Annotated in this window: 15 protein-coding genes; 9 read left to right on the forward strand and 6 right to left on the reverse strand. The window is 47.3% G+C overall.

Annotation, left to right across the window (positions count from 1 at the left end; all coding sequences use genetic code 11):
- Positions 1–89: 89 nt before the first annotated feature.
- Positions 90–2,033: a YjhG/YagF family D-xylonate dehydratase gene (locus ACQSGY_RS23945; RefSeq protein WP_427181296.1), complete on the forward strand. Its 1,944-nt coding sequence runs from the start codon at positions 90–92 to the stop codon at positions 2,031–2,033.
- Between the two features lie 99 nt (positions 2,034–2,132).
- Positions 2,133–3,722, forward strand: coding sequence for a glycoside hydrolase family 43 protein (locus ACQSGY_RS23950; protein ID WP_427181233.1), 1,590 nt, complete (start codon positions 2,133–2,135; stop codon positions 3,720–3,722).
- A gap of 114 nt (positions 3,723–3,836) precedes the next feature.
- On the opposite strand, the gene ACQSGY_RS23955 is transcribed toward ACQSGY_RS23950, so the two are convergent.
- Positions 3,837–5,429, reverse strand: a complete 1,593-nt coding sequence (locus ACQSGY_RS23955; protein WP_427181234.1) for an FAD-dependent monooxygenase — start codon at positions 5,427–5,429, stop codon at positions 3,837–3,839.
- A 119-nt stretch (positions 5,430–5,548) separates the two neighbouring features.
- Here ACQSGY_RS23955 and ACQSGY_RS23960 point away from each other — a divergent pair, with 119 nt between their 5' ends.
- Positions 5,549–6,187, forward strand: coding sequence for a TetR/AcrR family transcriptional regulator (locus ACQSGY_RS23960; protein WP_427181235.1), 639 nt, complete (start codon positions 5,549–5,551; stop codon positions 6,185–6,187).
- A gap of 31 nt (positions 6,188–6,218) precedes the next feature.
- The gene (locus tag ACQSGY_RS23965) at positions 6,219–6,572 is read left to right on the forward strand and encodes an SH3 domain-containing protein (RefSeq protein ID WP_188592035.1); all 354 of its coding nucleotides are present in this window, start codon (positions 6,219–6,221) and stop codon (positions 6,570–6,572) included.
- A gap of 3 nt (positions 6,573–6,575) precedes the next feature.
- Here ACQSGY_RS23965 and ACQSGY_RS23970 read toward each other — a convergent pair whose 3' ends face one another.
- A complete protein-coding gene (locus ACQSGY_RS23970) occupies positions 6,576–7,136 on the reverse strand; it encodes a GNAT family N-acetyltransferase (RefSeq protein WP_427181236.1) in 561 nt (186 codons plus the stop codon).
- Positions 7,137–7,206: 70 nt separating this feature from the next.
- Positions 7,207–8,097 carry a LysR family transcriptional regulator gene (locus tag ACQSGY_RS23975; protein WP_345799094.1) on the reverse strand — a complete coding sequence of 297 codons (891 nt, stop codon included), beginning with the start codon at positions 8,095–8,097 and terminating at the stop codon, positions 7,207–7,209.
- Positions 8,098–8,220: 123 nt separating this feature from the next.
- On the opposite strand from ACQSGY_RS23975, the gene ACQSGY_RS23980 reads away from it, so the two are divergent.
- Complete coding sequence (locus ACQSGY_RS23980; RefSeq protein WP_145402218.1) at positions 8,221–9,384, forward strand: CynX/NimT family MFS transporter; 1,164 nt, start codon at positions 8,221–8,223, stop codon at positions 9,382–9,384.
- Between the two features lie 128 nt (positions 9,385–9,512).
- Here ACQSGY_RS23980 and ACQSGY_RS23985 read toward each other — a convergent pair whose 3' ends face one another.
- From ACQSGY_RS23985 to lpdA, 3 genes are read right to left on the reverse strand one after another with little or no spacing between them, the layout of a single operon-like run.
- Positions 9,513–10,664 carry an ABC transporter permease gene (locus ACQSGY_RS23985; protein ID WP_248062119.1) on the reverse strand — a complete coding sequence of 384 codons (1,152 nt, stop codon included), beginning with the start codon at positions 10,662–10,664 and terminating at the stop codon, positions 9,513–9,515.
- Positions 10,648–11,070 (reverse strand): hypothetical protein, encoded by a 423-nt coding sequence (locus ACQSGY_RS23990; RefSeq protein WP_248062121.1) that lies wholly within the window; start codon positions 11,068–11,070, stop codon positions 10,648–10,650. Before ACQSGY_RS23990 ends, ACQSGY_RS23985 begins: the two co-directional genes overlap by 17 nt.
- Positions 11,071–11,088: 18 nt before the next feature.
- Positions 11,089–12,474: a dihydrolipoyl dehydrogenase gene (gene lpdA, locus ACQSGY_RS23995; protein ID WP_248062123.1), complete on the reverse strand. Its 1,386-nt coding sequence runs from the start codon at positions 12,472–12,474 to the stop codon at positions 11,089–11,091.
- A gap of 230 nt (positions 12,475–12,704) precedes the next feature.
- Between lpdA and ACQSGY_RS24000 the strand changes: the two genes are divergently transcribed.
- From ACQSGY_RS24000 to ACQSGY_RS24015, 4 genes are all read left to right on the forward strand, one after another.
- Positions 12,705–13,319 (forward strand): TetR/AcrR family transcriptional regulator, encoded by a 615-nt coding sequence (locus ACQSGY_RS24000; protein WP_427181237.1) that lies wholly within the window; start codon positions 12,705–12,707, stop codon positions 13,317–13,319.
- Between the two features lie 4 nt (positions 13,320–13,323).
- On the forward strand, positions 13,324–13,746 hold the full coding sequence (locus ACQSGY_RS24005) for a GNAT family N-acetyltransferase (protein ID WP_216514056.1): 423 nt from the start codon (positions 13,324–13,326) through the stop codon (positions 13,744–13,746).
- A gap of 11 nt (positions 13,747–13,757) precedes the next feature.
- The gene (locus ACQSGY_RS24010) at positions 13,758–14,126 is read left to right on the forward strand and encodes a DUF4180 domain-containing protein (RefSeq protein ID WP_427181238.1); all 369 of its coding nucleotides are present in this window, start codon (positions 13,758–13,760) and stop codon (positions 14,124–14,126) included.
- A 229-nt stretch (positions 14,127–14,355) separates the two neighbouring features.
- Positions 14,356–15,960: a xylulokinase gene (locus ACQSGY_RS24015; RefSeq protein WP_427181239.1), complete on the forward strand. Its 1,605-nt coding sequence runs from the start codon at positions 14,356–14,358 to the stop codon at positions 15,958–15,960.
- The last annotated feature ends 63 nt before the right edge of the window (positions 15,961–16,023 follow it).

A 16,023-nucleotide genomic window follows, 5' to 3' on the forward strand; every position in this document is an offset into this window, starting at 1 on the left:
AGGGAAAAGCAGCTGTTCTGGAGGGAAAAGCATTTGAACAGGATGGAACAGTGACCGAACTGAGAGGAACGGCGTCTGATCGAGAGAATATGGCGTCAGACCGCTACGAGATTACAGCTCATGCTCCAGGGCCCACAGGTCATCTGCCATTGACCGATGATTTGCTGCGTAATGCTCCAAGCGGTGACTTGTTCGGCATGTCCCAGAATGTTGGCATGGGCTGGAAGCCAGGAGAATTAAACGGCAAACAGTTCCTTATCTTAAGCACACAGGGCGGTATTCGAAATGAAGATGGCAGCCCTGCAGCTCTTGGTTATCATACGGGCCACTGGGAGGTTGGGCTGCTGATGAAGGCGGCTGCCGAAGAACTGTCCAGCCATGGCGGCATCCCCTTTGCCGGTTATGTCAGTGACCCTTGCGACGGCAGATCACAAGGAACAACCGGCATGTTCGACTCGCTTCCGTATCGGAACGATGCGGCAATGGTTTTCCGCCGCTTGATTCGATCTCTGCCCACGCGAAAAGGTGTGCTTGGGGTTGCCACCTGTGACAAGGGACTGCCCGCCATGATGCTTGCGCTTGCAGGTATGCCGCAGCTGCCAGGCGTGATCGTTCCGGGCGGTGTTACCCTTCCGCCTACGGATGGAGAGGACGCTGGCAAAATTCAGACTATTGGTGCAAGGTATTCGAATGGAGAGCTTTCACTGGAGATGGCATCAGAGCTGGGGTGCCGGGCTTGCGCTACACCTGGCGGGGGATGTCAGTTTCTAGGAACAGCTGCAACCGCGCAGGTTGTCGCGGAGGCTTTGGGCATGACGGTACCTCACGCTGCCTTGGCCCCTTCAGGACAGCCGATCTGGACCGAGATGGCACGTCAATCCGCGCGCGCGCTCATGCATATGGAGAAGCAGGGTATGACGATGTCTGACATTATTACAGATGCTTCCATTCGCAATGCCATGGTTGTACATGCTGCCTTCGGCGGGTCTACGAATCTGCTGCTTCATATTCCAGCGATTGCTCATGCCGCAGGTTTAACCCTGCCGGGTGTACAGGACTGGATTCAGGTCAATAAACAGGTGCCCAGACTGGTAAGCGCGCTGCCGAACGGTCCTGTCTTTTACCCGACCATTCGGGTATTTCAGGCCGGCGGTGTTCCCGAGGTCATGCTTCATCTCAGACGCCTGGGCCTGTTGGATGTCTCTGTACCGACCGTAACTGGCATGCCTTTGGATCATGTACTGGATTGGTGGGAATCGTCAGAACGTCGTCATGTCATGCGCAAGCAGCTGCAGGAGAGAGATGGCATTGATCCGGACACCGTCATTATGAGTGCAGAACAGTCGAAGCATCTCGGGATTTCCTCAACAGTGACCTTTCCAACCGGCAACATCGCTCCAGAAGGCTCGGTTATTAAATCGACCTCTATCGACCCGGATGTTCTGGATGAGCATGGGATATATCGTCACCGGGGCACTGCCAAGGTGTTTACCACCGAACGTGCAGCCATTCGTGCCATCAAAACAGGCGGAATTCAGGCCGGAGACATTATCGTACTGCTTGGACGAGGGCCTTCAGGCACGGGCATGGAGGAGACCTATCAGCTAACGTCTGCACTCAAACATCTGTCTTTTGGCAAATACGTCTCCCTGATTACGGATGCAAGGTTCTCGGGTGTCTCCACAGGTGCATGTATTGGTCATGTTGGTCCTGAAGCTCTGGCGGGCGGGCCAATTGGCAAGCTGCGGGATGGTGATCTAATTGACATTGTAGTGAATCGAAGCACACTGGATGGAAGTGTTAATTTTGTCGGAACAGTGGGCATGGAGGTAACTCCCGAGGAAGGAGCCTTTATTCTGGCACAGAGATCGTTTCATCCAAATATGCGTGCAGATGAAGCGCTGCCAGATGATACACGCCTGTGGGCCGCACTTCAAGCGGTCAGCGGGGGAACCTGGAGAGGCAATGTGTATGATGTCGATCGAATTATCACCGCACTCGAAGCGGGGAAAAAAGCACTGGGTTGGCACTAAACCAACAGGACCTGGATAAACAAAGTCACTCTGGCATCGGTGCTCTGGCCTGTATATATTTTTGGAACAGATATTACTTATGTACCGGAGGTTTATTCAATGAATACGATCAACCCTTTGATCATCAATCCGATTCTTCCCGGGTTTCATCCCGATCCCTCTATCTGCAGGGCGGGAGAAGATTATTATATCGCTACATCTACGTTCGAGTGGTTCCCGGGTGTACGCATTCACCATTCCAAGGATCTCGTTCATTGGCGCGCAATGCCGTATCCGCTAACTCGCAAGGCGCAGCTCAACATGGAGGGTAACATTAATTCAGGCGGCGTATGGGCGCCCTGCCTCAGTTATGATAACGGGATGTTTTATCTAATATATACCGATGTGAAGAGCCGGGTGGGTGCTTTTAAAGATACACATAATTACCTTGTCACCGCATCGGATATTGAAGGACCATGGTCTGACCCGATCTATCTGAACAGCAGCGGTTTTGATCCATCCTTATTCCATGATGAAGACGGGCGCAAATGGCTGGTTAATATGATCTGGGATCACCGTAAAGGCAAAAATCACTTCGCAGGCATCGTGCTGCAGGAGTATTCCGTTCAGGAACAGAGGCTGATCGGACCCGCAGTTAATATTTTCAAAGGGACCGAGCTGGGACTTACAGAAGCACCGCATCTGTATAAGCACAACGGCTATTATTACTTGGTTACCGCAGAAGGTGGAACAGGCTATGAGCACGCCGTTACCGTTGCACGTTCACGGACGTTACAAGGCCCTTATGAGGTTGACCCGGCAAACCCGATACTCACATCCAATGGCAGAACGGATTTACCCCTGCAAAAAGCAGGTCATGGCAGTCTCGTGGAAACACACACTGGTGAATGGTACATGGCACATCTCGTTGGAAGACCCGTCCAGGATAAGCACTGCATTCTTGGTCGAGAGACGGCTCTGCAGCGCTGTATCTGGAGCGAAGAAGGATGGTTGAGACTTGCTACTGGAGATCGTTATCCAGAGCTTCAGGTCGCTGCACCTAACGTAACACCGCATCCTTTTGAAGCGATGCCCGATAAGGATCATTTTGATCAGACTGTGCTTCGAAACGACTGGAATACACTTCGCATTCCGCCTGACCCGTCGTGGCTTAGTTTGACGGAGCGCCCCGGTTACTTGCGTCTGTATGGTATGGAGTCGATGAGCTCTACGCATCGACAAAGTATGGTTGCCCGCAGACTGCAAACCTTTGAAGGTGAAGCGGAGACCTGTCTTGAATTCGCACCGGATCATCCACAGCAGATGGCCGGATTGATTCTTTATTACGATACTAAGGATTATCTCTATCTGCGAGTGACACATCATGAAGAGAAGGGGCTGTGCCTTGGGATCATTCAATCCAGATATGGAGTGTATGATGAGCTTATGGTGGAAGATATTCCTCTGACGCAGGGGAATCGAATTCGTCTGAAAACGGTGATTGATCATGATCGTGCCTGTTTTTACTACAGCTTAGACGAGCATTCCTCCTGGATTCAGGCTGGTAAGTGGACGGATATTACGCATTTATGTGATGAATCTCCGGAGTACATTCGCTTCACCGGAACCTACATTGGGCTCTGTGTGCAGGATCTTGGCGGAACACGCAAGCATGCTGATTTTGATTATTTTCGGTATACCACATTATAAAGACTAAGAAGAAGGCTCCCGTTATCTGGCCGTTATCTGGGAGCCTTTTTTAGATATCAGGAGCTTTTATTCTATAATCTACTCATCTCAAGCAAGACTCGAATAATGGTTGTTTTATGAATAAGAGTCATGTTCAATGAGTTCGAGTGTCAGTCTGGATTTGAAATATTCAAAGATCTCTGGACTGTCCTGGATGGAGGTGCGGAGTGCGATGTAACCATCGGGACGAATTAATATAAGTTCATCGCTGACCACATCGTAAATTCGATAGGCATTTCCTGCTTTGTCGATTATATTTTCCACACCCTCGGCATGAGATGGCAGAATGACATGTAGATGAATTGCGTCGTATGTGAAGTTCTCGAGAGGAAGGATATCTGCAGAGTTTACAAAAGCCAGAAGAGTCCAGTGGGGACCGCGAAACAAGTCAAAAAGACTTCCCGTAAACCCCACACCCTGCAATCCCTCCGCATTAGGAGCACGATCGCCGGGCATCAAGCGAGAAATATTCGTTTGATGCGATGGATAGGCAAGAGAACTCGAGCGATAGGAAATAAGTAACCCGCTCGTCAGATCGTCGGAAACCGTACTTAATGATTGGGATAATGCTCCACGCTCACTAGCCGTTCTGATGACTCCTCCCATCTTTTTGGTACTATCCTCAAGCACCGCTTGAGCCACAGGTCGGCGCTCCTCATCGTACGTGTCAAGCAAAGCTGCGTCGGCTCCTCGCAGGACGGCGTCCAGCTTCCATCCCAGGTTATATGCGTCCTGAATCCCCGTATTCATGCCCTGACCGCCGGCTGGCGAATGAACATGAGCAGCATCACCCGCAAGGAATACCCGGCCGTTACGGTAACTTTCAACCATGCGGACATTAATGCGGTAGATGGACAACCAGGAGGCATCCATAAGCCGAACCCCCTTGCCGCTCGATCGTCGGTCAAACATAGCTTGGTACACTTCTAACGTTGGCTCCTCCGGGTCCTTGATTTCAGCAGGAATTGTGGCCTGCAATTGCCAAATGTCGGATTTAGGTAACGGTGTCACCCCAACCATACCCTCCGGAGATGTCCAGATATGAATATGATTACGGTCCAGCCCTTCCAATCGCACGTCACCAAGATACCATCGCTCATGATCGTGTGTTTTACCAACCAGCGGCAAATGAATAAACTTCCGTACATTACTTTTTCCCCCGTCAGCACCAACTACATAGCGAGCGTGAATGAGTTCTTCTCCTTGTGGCGTGTCCACAGTCACCACTACACTATGCAAATTCTGAACGAGCTTGACAGCTTCCTTTCCCAACTCAATTTGGCCGCCAAGCACCGAATATCGGTTACGCAATGCTTTTTCCACATCAAATTGAGCAATCCAAAGTGGATCACGATAGGGTGTCTCAAGTTCAGCGCTGGCTGCAACTGTAATTGGCGGCTTGTCTGCAAACCCGCCATCTTCAGTGTAATAACGAACAGGCAAATCCACGACACCTGTGTTGATAATGTACTGAACAGCCTCCAAATCATCAATGACTTCAAGTGAGCGAGGTTGGATTCCTTTGGCGCGAGAGGCTGTGTTATACGAGGCGCCTCGTTCAATAATACGATGATCAACGTTTCGACGGGCAAGGTCGCAAGCAAGGGTAAGTCCTGTTGGTCCTGCACCGACAATAAGGACATCAACAAAAGATTGCATGACTTTCATGGGTAAAATCCTCCTTGATTCATATTTTATTATGTTACACATACTAAACTACACCGTGCAGTGTAGTTTGTAAAGCGGAACTTATTTTTGATAGTATATCTATAAGGGGGAACTTACGAATGGAGAATACGGAAAACAAAAAAGTTCGCAAAGGCTCTTTAGACAAACGAGCTAAAATTATTGGGGCAGCTAGAGACCTGTTTCTTTTAGATGGATTTGATCGTTCCAGCGTCGATGCAGTGGCAGCAAAAGCAGGAGTTTCCAAACGGACCGTCTATGATTATTATGGTGACAAACAGAACTTGCTGCTTGCCGTTGTGGAAGAAACGAGCGGGGCGGTTCTCGAACTGATCAAACAAGGGATTGCAGACCATCTTTTCGAATTCGAGGATTTGGAGCAGGCGCTTGTCACATTCTGCGAACAATTCGTGGCTTCGGCCAATGGTTCGTCTGACTACAGTGCTTTGATCCGTCTGGTTACGGTAGAAGCTGATAATCTGCCAACCTCATTTCTGGAAAAGCTGGATTATGCAACGGAAGAGGGGCTTATCAGAAGGTTTACCGAGTTTGGACAAACCGGATTGCTCCATGTATCTGATCCTGAGATGGCAGCAAAACACTTTGCCGCATTAACGTTTTTAATGGTATTTAATCAACCTAAAAAAAATGGGGCTTTGGAGAAAGACCAGACCAAACGTATCCTTACTGAAGGAGTACGTGTCTTTCTTTGCGCCTATGGGCGTCATTCCATGATGTAGAATACAACCTTGAAAGATGGAGGGAATACATATGAAGAAGTATATAGTCGTTCACACGCATCATTCGAATTATCCAGATCCGATTGTGTTGTCCAAGGGAGATGTGGTTCTGTACGGAAAAGAAGATACCGAATTCCCGAACTGGATTTTCTGTGAAGCATTGCACTCCAGGAAGAAAGGCTGGGTGCCAAAGCAAATCCTGAGTGCACCTGATGATAAACTGATGGCAAGTGTTCAACAAAACTATTCTGCACATGAATTGAATGTTGCCCCGGGCATGATTGTGGAGAAGGAATCAGAGTTGAATGAGTGGAGTCTCGTATTCACTGCTGATGGGGAGAAGGGGTGGGTACCGAATAAAGTAATCACCCCACTGAAATTATAGACGTTACGGCTTGTCCATCCATTCTGATCTTAAAACTGCATATTGATACTCATCTATCCACTGACCCTTGGACATGTAATTTTCGAGCAAATGTCCCTCCCGCCTCATTCCTAATCGTTCAAGCACTCGAATGGATTTGGCGTTACGCACATCAGCAAAAGCAATCACTTTATGTTTGTTCAGTGAGCCAAATACATAGTCAAGCAGGGCGCAAAGTGCTTCATGCATATATCCCATACCTTGGTACTCGGGGGCCAGCGTGAAGCCAAGCTCGACATTACGAGGTTCAGCTCCAAGGGTATGGATTGCACAATCCCCTATCAATTGATTATTAGCGGACAAGGCAATGGCGTATTGAAACCACGTCCCGGCTTGATCGGGAGATTGTGCCATTTGTTTACTGACAAAGGTCTCAGCATCCTGAAGGGTATAATTTTCCCAGGATTGAAAACGAGCAACCTCTGGATTAGCCCTGTATTGATAAAAAGCCTGTATATCCTGCATGTTAAATGATCGAATAACAAGTCTCTCCGACACCGCATACGCTTCGTTTGTTTTCTCCATCAACAAATCATCCTTTAACTTTTAATAGTCTTCGCTGTTATCCGTAATATTCAAGCAGTTCTACTGAAGCTCAGTCTACTCTGGATTTAAAAAAGTCAATCAGCCATTCCATTAACTGCTGCTGAGCCTTGCTAATAAAACGGTCCGCATAATAAGTCAGCTCCATATGCCTGACAGGCACAGGTCCAGCAATCGGGATGGAAACGATATCAGACCAGCCGGAATGCTGTTTCAGTAGCCCTCTTGGCTGAATTGTGGCACCGATGCCTGCCGCAACCAGCTGCAGCAGGGAAGACGCAGACCCAACCTCCATAACCGTACTTAATTCCAGGCCTTGTTCCCGGCAAACATCATCCACCAAATCTCTGCCCAAATACCCCTTAGGATACATTACAAGAGCGTGTTCCGTCAGTTCTTCAAGAGCAATCTCATGTCTCTTCGCCAGCTCGCTTGAGGTATGAACAAACACTTCATACGGCTCACTGCCTAGCGGAATCTGTACCAGCCTTTTATCCACAGGAGCACGCAGACCAACCCCGAGATCGACTTGATGTGCCAGCACTTCATCCCGAACGTAAATGGTGGAGAAGGCCTGCAGTTTAGTATCAGGATAGCGGGTTTTGAACTCGACAAAAAGCGGAACGAGCTGAAAATCAAGGTCAGAGGGTAATACAGCCAGACGTACGGTTCCACGTTTCTCGGATAACAGCTCTTTAATCGCATTCTTCGCATCCATCTCCGCCTGAAGCATTTTCATCCCGTATTGATTGAGAAGCTTGCCTGCCTCGGTTGCAATGACTTTTTTGCCAATCCGGTCAAAGAGAGGTGTGCCCAATTCCGCTTCCAGCAGACGAATCTGCTGACTCAGCGTAGGCTGGGAAATGCCCAATTCTTCTGCGGCCTTTGTGAAATGAAGATGCTCAAATACGGCCATAAAATACGTAATATTTCGAGTATCGATACACTTCACCCCAATAAATAATAGTATTTTACTATTATAATAATACGAATTATTGGATTGATCAATGGAACAGGCGAGCTTATACTCAAAGTGACTTCAACAAGACTCAGGAGGAAGAACACGATGAAAAAAACATTCTTATTATTGGCGCTATCGATCGCGGCATTGAACCTGCGTCCTATCATTACTTCTGTAGCTTCAATGATGGGCATGATTCAGTCCGAGCTTGGTATAAGTGCATTAACCGCAAGTCTGCTAACAACGCTGCCTGTGCTGTGTATGGGACTGTTTGCCCCTGCTGCCACTGCGCTTAGTCAGCGGCTGGGTCTGGAGCGAACGCTTTTTATATCACTGCTGCTGATTACATTAGCGACTGCACTGCGCGGTGCAGATCAGTCCGTCACGATGCTTCTGGTTACCGCTTTGTCGGGAGGAATCGGGATCAGCTTCGCTGGCCCTCTGTTATCCAGCTATATCAAAAAGTATTTCCCCGGCAGCCCCGGCGTTGTCAGTATCTACTCCGTCTCCATGACGATTGGAGCGGCGCTGGCATCAGGGTTGACTATTCCGATCTATCATCAGGCCCAAAATAACTTAACACTCGCTTTGTCCTGCTGGACTGTGCTGGGAATACTAGCTTTGATTTTCTGGCTGCCACTTATTCGCAAAAAACAATCTTCCAGCAGCAGAATGCAGCGTCTTCGGCTTCCGCTGGGCAACAAAAAAGCGATTCGGTTCACCTTGTTCTTCGGCTTTATGGCCAGCATGTTCTACAGCCTGACAGCCTGGATATCACCGATTGCTCTCAGCTTTGGATACAGCACACAAGATGCAACGATCCTGCTTACCTTGTTTACATTGATTCAAGTGCCCGCTGCGCTGCTCATTCCAAATCTGGTGAATCGCTCAGGCAAGCTCAAGCTGTGGCTGGTTTTGTGCAGCATTTCGGAACTCATTGGTCTAGCATTACTCTTATCACCAGTTCCCATGCTTCCTGCCGTAATTTTTCTGGGCATAGGTGCCGGTGGATTATTCCCTTTGGCCTTAATGCTGCCTATTGTAGAAACGCGTACGGCAGAGGAAGCGGGAACCTGGTCGGCCATGTCACAGATGGGTGGTTATACTATGGGAGCTTTCGGCCCGCTGGTTATCGGAGGAATTTTTGATCTGAGCGGACATTTCAACGCCTCGATCATTGCTATGCTGGTCATTGTAGTGCTGATGATCAGTGTACAGCTTTCCATGTCGATGGGGAGCAAAACGGTAGAAACACCTCATAAACCATGAGCTGTAAGCACTACAAAACTGAAGGTACGCCACTGTGTAACGTGTAGACTCCAGCGTACTTCACCTTATATACAACAATCGCCGCAGCCTGTCGTGATAACAATAACAGGCTGGCGGCGATTTTCATGTTATACAGCAGCTTCAGCGTAGGCTTGGGAGGACTGTTTCCGCAGCTCTCGCCGCAGGAATATTCCAATCCCTAGCGAGGCCAAACCTATGATGAGAATACAAGCTCCCAGCTCCAGGCTGTAAAAACCCAATTCACCGTGCCGGAAGGCCATCCCCCGGATCATACGATTGAGCCAGTTCATCGGCAGAGCCCATGCAGTTACCTGAAAGAATGTCGGGAACGCAAGCGGTGTTAATTGAATACCGGTTACTAGAAATGAAGGGTACAGAATAATACTCATTCGTGCACCAACCTTGGATACATTTCGAACAGAGTATCCGAGCAGCACTGCCAGCAAACATAATGCCATCGAATACAGCAGTAGAGGCACAACAAAGATATAAGGTGCTGCTTCAAATCGCATATGTCCTACCTGCTTTAACATCCCGTAACTGAGCAGGGAAGAGCAGGTACACAATAATGCATAAGGTACAGCTCTAATCCAGAGATGGAAGGGAGAATCTCCAGCCGACATCAGTTTTCCTTCCTGCCGAAGGCGGGGAGCAATCGCACCGGCCGCACCTGTCGTAAGCATCAGTATAATAATGTTTACAAAGCCAATCACCATTGTACCAACATAACTGGAGGTTGGATTATATAACATGCGTTGTGCCATAGATAGTGGGGACAACAGATTTCTGGCTGATTCCATGTCCATACCGCTTTCAGCAAGATGGGTTAGAGAAAGCGTCATATTTTCGGTCGTTATAATCTCCTGAATGGCAGGCCGAATCCCGCTCAGGCTGGAAGGCATCGTATTGTCCATCCAGATTCCGATACTTGAAGACAACCCCTTGTCTTTACGCTGCTGCAAGCCTTCCGGGATGTATATAACAGCCACAGCCTGCTCATTAGCCAGCAGCATATCGGGAGAGAGTCGATTGGCAAACACATTGGTGACATCGATATATTGAGATGCATTGATTTTCTCGATAAGTTGTCTCGAATAGGAGGAATGGTCTTCATCCACCACGACAACAGGTGTTTCGCTTAACTGATTTCGGGAGAACATAAGCCCGAAAAATACAGCAGCAATCAGAGGAGCAACGAAAATAACAATAATCCATTTACTCCCGCGTATGTGTTTCCACTCATCAGCCAGTGATTTCATCAACCCGCACCTCCGCTGTCATCCCGGGAAGCAGCTCTTTACTGGATGGAATGGATACTCGAATCAGGAACATACTCAAATCTGACTGCCCCTTATCCCGCGTCATGCGCAGGTTGGCGAACTGGGGAGAGGGAGATACCGAAGTAATCACACCTTGCTTTACAAGAGGTTCTTCCAAATAAGGAAAATGAACATCTATCTTTTGCTGAGTACGAAACTGCTTAATTTGTGATTCCGGGATGTACAGGTCTACATAAAACGCTTCTGTTTCGGGCTCTGTATTCAAGATAGCTTGCTTTGTATTCTCAGCCTTACTTACAGCATCTGTACCTGCAGCAACTAACAAACCGCCTGCCAAAATAATAATTACAGCTATGACCATATAAGTTACCCATTTAAACTTCACAACGATCTCTCCCTATTTTTAATTCTTTTCGATTTTCCGGCAGGCATGTTCTGCTGCCTCCATGATGATCTCCCCCAACGTCGGGTGGGGATGAATGGTCATTGCCAAATCCTCCACCGTTGCTCCCATCTCAATGGCAAGCGACAGCTCGGATATGAGGGTAGAAGCCTCAGCACCAACAATCTGTGCACCTAATACAAGACCGGTTGTGGCATGAGCAACGATTTTGACAAAACCTTCGGTTTCCTTGAGAGCCAGAGCACGACCATTAATAGAGAAAACGGATTTCCCAACGATAACCGGGATGGATTGTTGCTTGCACGACGTCTCGCTTAACCCTACACTTGTTACTTCTGGATGTGAGAATACAACCAGCGGAAGTGCCTTGTAGTCAATCGCGGACGGTTGGCCTGCGATCGCTTCTGCTGCAATCTTCGCTTCATACGAAGCTTTATGAGCGAGAGCAGGGCCTTGAACGATATCGCCAATCGCATAAATATGCGGAATAGCCGTTCTACACTGCTCATCGACCTCGATCAAGCCTCTTGAATCAGAGGTCAAACCGATATGTTCGAGCCCGAGAGCTCCGTCCGTATTGGGTTTTCGACCTACGGTTACCAGTGCATATTCAGCCTGTATAACATACTGTTCATTCTGACGCGTGTAATTCAGATCAATATTGCTGTTATGCTGCTCGGCACCTGAAACCTTAGCTCCTGTAATCATCGTGATGCCATCCTTCTGCAGCTGGCGAATGACAGGGGACACAATTTCACTTTCGAATCCGGGCAGCACTTGCTCACCGCCCTCCAGAATGGTTACGTTAGCTCCGAATCTGGCAAACATCTGACCCAGCTCTACTCCGATATAACCACCACCAACGACAACCAGACTCTTCGGAATATGAGGCAGGGACAGTGCTTCAGTGGAGGACAGAATACGACCGCCAAAGGGAAGAGAAGCGATCTCAATCGGGCGAGACCCCGTTGCCAAAATGAGATGTTTAAAGCCGATCTGCTGCACACCGTTTTCAGCATGATGTATCCGGGCCGTATGAGCATCGATTAAGCGAGCTTCGCCTTCCAGAAGGGTAACGCCCGCCGTTTTTAGCAAAAACTGAACTCCTCCAGACTGCTTGTTAACCACGGCCTGCTTGAAAGCTTGAGCTTGCGGATAAGCATCAGCTTCGTGAACTGCCCCCAACTGCTTGCGTATATGAAAACGCTCTGCTTCTGCAATCAGCGCTTTGGAAGGAATACATCCCACATGTGTACACACACCACCAACCTGCTCACGCTCTACAATGGCGGTCTTCATACCAAGCTGTGACGAGCGCAATGCGGCAACATAACCTCCTGGTCCTGAGCCAATGACTAAAGTATCTACGAGTTCTAACTGTTTCATTGTGGAGCACCTCCGGGTTTAAAATATGATGAACGTAATATATTATAGTCATCATATTTTAAAGGAGTCAATATGAGATTTCTGATGTATTTCGTTTGTACAACGTACTCTCATCAGAATTGACACCTATACAATATGATGGTTATAATATTTTAGAGCTATATTAATAAAAATTTTTAGAACTATATGAATTGTCATATTTTAGAGTTATATTAAGGAGTGGAGGTCACATGCCTTATCCCGAAGGGCATAAGCTCAAAGTGCGACAGCATATTATCACCAGCGCGGCAAAAGCTTTCCGAACCCACGGGGTTCAAAACATCAGCCTTCCCTACATTATGAAGGGGGCGGGACTAACACATGGAGGGTTCTACTCTCATTTTCAGAACAAGGATCAGCTTGTGATGGAGACATGTCAGTTTGCCATTGGTGATACCATTGAAACGTTACAGCGCGTGGCTGACAAAAACAAAGATGAAGACCAGCTGCCGATTGAGGCCGTGATTGAATTTTATTTAAGCCCCCTTCATCGGGATCAGTCAGAGATTGGCTGTATTCTGCCCGCTTTGTCGGGAGAAATACCTCAATTATCGAAGGAGATTCGCGAAGCCTACACCCAAGAGCTACAGCGCTTTATCGAATTTGTCACAAACATGGCAGAGATTGATACATCTGGGGGGTACGCGCTGGTAAGCAGTATGGTCGGTTCAGTTGCTTTGGCACGTGCGGTCAGCGATTCAAAGCTCAGCGATGACTTGTTGCAGGCTGGACGGATGCAGGCCAAACAAATTATAGAAACGGCGACCCATAAAACCACAACACCAAATAAAGGACAGGGGGATTGATCGAATGATCATAAGAGAAGCAAATATTGAAGACATCCCAAAATTAAGAAAAATATATCTGGATTCCCGTCGTGAGAGCTTCCATTGGGCGAATGCCGATGAGATGTCTCTTGACGATTTTGACCGGGATACATCAGAAGAACAAATTCTGCTGGCAGAGGAAGATGGTCAAGTGCTTGGATTTGCTTCGCTGTACGTACCAGACCGCTTTATTCATAATTTGTTTGTGGACCCCACTGCTGCGGGCAAAGGCGCGGGTAAACTGCTGCTTCAGCAATCCGTCGAAGAACTGGGAACACCCGTTACGTTGAAATGTGTGTCTGACAATCATAAAGCACTTGGTTTCTATAAGAAGCAAGGCTGGCAGCCTGTTGTAGAAGAGGGCGAACCTGGAGCAAGATATTGGGTCATGAAATTTGAGAAATGAGTGAATAAAAAATGAACATTAAAAAAATCAACGAAAATGGCGTATCTATTGCTTACGTTACTGGCAGTGAACAATTAATTACAGATGTTCAGTCTGCGATCGATCTCATGGCAACGGTTAGATATGAAGTCGATTGTCACCGCATTATTGTTAACAAAGCTGATGTATGTGAAGAGTTCTTTGATCTGAAAACACGTTTGGCAGGGGAAGTGCTTCAAAAGTTCATCAACTATCAAACCAAAATTGCAATCGTTGGCGACTTCTCGAGTTACACCAGTAAAAGCCTCAAAGACTTTATTTATGAGAGTAATAATGGTAATGATATATTCTTCCTGCCAGATGAACAGCAGGCTGTTGAAAAGCTGAGCAGCTTAAAGTGAGTAGGGCGCTATATAGACAATACTGATGAGAGACATGTTTTGTTCTCATTTGCGTAGACGGCTGGTCAACCTTCTATTAAACGCAAATAGAGAATAAGAGATGTCTCTTTACATTTTATTAACAAACTTAGTTTATCCAATATACAAAGTACCTTGAACATGTTATCATCTCATCAGAAATAAAATCTAAAGCTCATTCATCAACCTATAAGGTGGTGCATCGAACCCAATGGATCAACATTTTAAAGAAGCGATTGTCAGCGGAGAAAGCTCACTTGGTATTGAATTTGGTTCTACACGGATCAAAGCTGCCCTGATCAATAACCAGTTTGAAATTATCGCTTCCAGCAGTTATGAATGGGAAAATCAGCTAATCGGTCATTATTGGACCTATCATCAACGTGAGATGGTTCGTGGGTTACAAGATGTATATGGTCAACTCAAGCAACAGGTTATGACAAACTATGGAGTAAAGCTGCAAAAAATAGGTGCCATCGGATGCTCTGGCATGATGCAGGGGTATATTGTTCTGGATGAATCAGGAGAACTATTAGTTCCATTTCGTACATGGCGTAATGCCACCACGAGTACAGCAGCAACTTGCTTGACCCGACAATTTCAATTTAAAATTCCAGAGCGATGGAGCATTGCACATTTGTATCAAGCAATTATAAACAATGAGGAACATGTCAAGCACATTAAATATATAACAACGTTGTCAGGTTACATGCACTTTCTTCTAACAGGAAGTAAGGCTATCGGTGCGGGCGATGCTTCGGGCATGTTCCCGATTGACAGGACAACATGCAAGTACAATGAGAAGATGCTTGCACAGTTTAACGAACTCATTAGCGAAAATGCTTACCCTTGGCATCTTGAAGACATTTTACCTTCTGTACTTACGGCTGGTGAACATGCTGGTTATCTTCACGAGACCGGTGCACGACTTATCGACCCATCTGGCGATCTGCAAGCTGGCATTCCGTTCTGCCCTCCGGAAGGTGATGCAGGAACGGGCATGGTCGCTACGAATAGTATTCAAACGCGCAGCGGCAATATATCGGCTGGCACATCCATTTTTGCAATGTTCGTTCTGGACAAAGATATCGGGGTATATCCCGAGATTGATATTGTCACTACACCTGATGGAAACCCGGTTGCCATGGTTCTTGCCAACAATTGCACCAGTGATATCAACGCATGGATCAGAGTGTTCCATGAATGTTGTGAGGCCATGGGATTAGAAATTGACCACAATCATTTATTTCATGTTTTGTTTAATAAAGCGATGGAGGCAGACCCCGACGGCGGCGGGTTGTTGAGTTATGGTTACTATTCCGGTGAGAACATTACTGGAATAAGCAAGGGGCGTCCGCTTTTTGTCCGTTCCCCGGAAAGTCGATTTAATCTGGCTAATTTGATGAGGACACATCTGTTCAGTGCATTTGGCGCATTAAAACTTGGAATGGATATTTTGACGCAAAAGGAGAATGTAACTGTCGATCATATTCTGGCACATGGAGGATTATTCAAAACGCCGCTTGTCGGTCAAAAAATATGTGCAGCTGCACTAGATGTTCCCGTATCCGTGATGTCAACAGCTGGTGAAGGCGGGTCATGGGGAATAGCTATATTAGCTTCCTATATGATTCAGAAGAAGAAAAACGAGAGCTTGGTGGATTTTCTAACACTTCAAGTGTTTAATGGTATAGAAGCGAGCAAGGTGGAGCCAGACCGTGTTGACGTGCACGGATTTGCCCGGTTCATGGAACGTTACAAGAAAGGGCTTGCCATTGAGCAAGCTGCAGTAGATCATTTTATAGAAAAGGACTGAGAACGATTGACAGATGAATTCGTCTGGGGAATATTCGTCGCAGATGTTTCGGCCAATTTCCCC

The sequence above is a fragment of the Paenibacillus sp. TC-CSREp1 genome (genome assembly GCF_050171015.1).
Lineage (GTDB): Bacteria > Bacillota > Bacilli > Paenibacillales > Paenibacillaceae > Paenibacillus > Paenibacillus silvae.

Coding starts and splice junctions, on each gene's coding strand:
- ACQSGY_RS23945 (WP_427181296.1), top strand. CDS start 90: ATGGCGTCAGACCGCTACGAGATTACAGCTCATGCTCCAGGGCCCACA.
- ACQSGY_RS23950 (WP_427181233.1), top strand. CDS start 2,133: ATGAATACGATCAACCCTTTGATCATCAATCCGATTCTTCCCGGGTTT.
- ACQSGY_RS23955 (WP_427181234.1), bottom strand. CDS start 5,429: ATGAAAGTCATGCAATCTTTTGTTGATGTCCTTATTGTCGGTGCAGGA.
- ACQSGY_RS23960 (WP_427181235.1), top strand. CDS start 5,549: ATGGAGAATACGGAAAACAAAAAAGTTCGCAAAGGCTCTTTAGACAAA.
- ACQSGY_RS23965 (WP_188592035.1), top strand. CDS start 6,219: ATGAAGAAGTATATAGTCGTTCACACGCATCATTCGAATTATCCAGAT.
- ACQSGY_RS23970 (WP_427181236.1), bottom strand. CDS start 7,136: ATGGAGAAAACAAACGAAGCGTATGCGGTGTCGGAGAGACTTGTTATT.
- ACQSGY_RS23980 (WP_145402218.1), top strand. CDS start 8,221: ATGAAAAAAACATTCTTATTATTGGCGCTATCGATCGCGGCATTGAAC.
- ACQSGY_RS23985 (WP_248062119.1), bottom strand. CDS start 10,664: ATGAAATCACTGGCTGATGAGTGGAAACACATACGCGGGAGTAAATGG.
- lpdA (WP_248062123.1), bottom strand. CDS start 12,474: ATGAAACAGTTAGAACTCGTAGATACTTTAGTCATTGGCTCAGGACCA.
- ACQSGY_RS24000 (WP_427181237.1), top strand. CDS start 12,705: ATGCCTTATCCCGAAGGGCATAAGCTCAAAGTGCGACAGCATATTATC.
- ACQSGY_RS24005 (WP_216514056.1), top strand. CDS start 13,324: ATGATCATAAGAGAAGCAAATATTGAAGACATCCCAAAATTAAGAAAA.
- ACQSGY_RS24010 (WP_427181238.1), top strand. CDS start 13,758: ATGAACATTAAAAAAATCAACGAAAATGGCGTATCTATTGCTTACGTT.
- ACQSGY_RS24015 (WP_427181239.1), top strand. CDS start 14,356: ATGGATCAACATTTTAAAGAAGCGATTGTCAGCGGAGAAAGCTCACTT.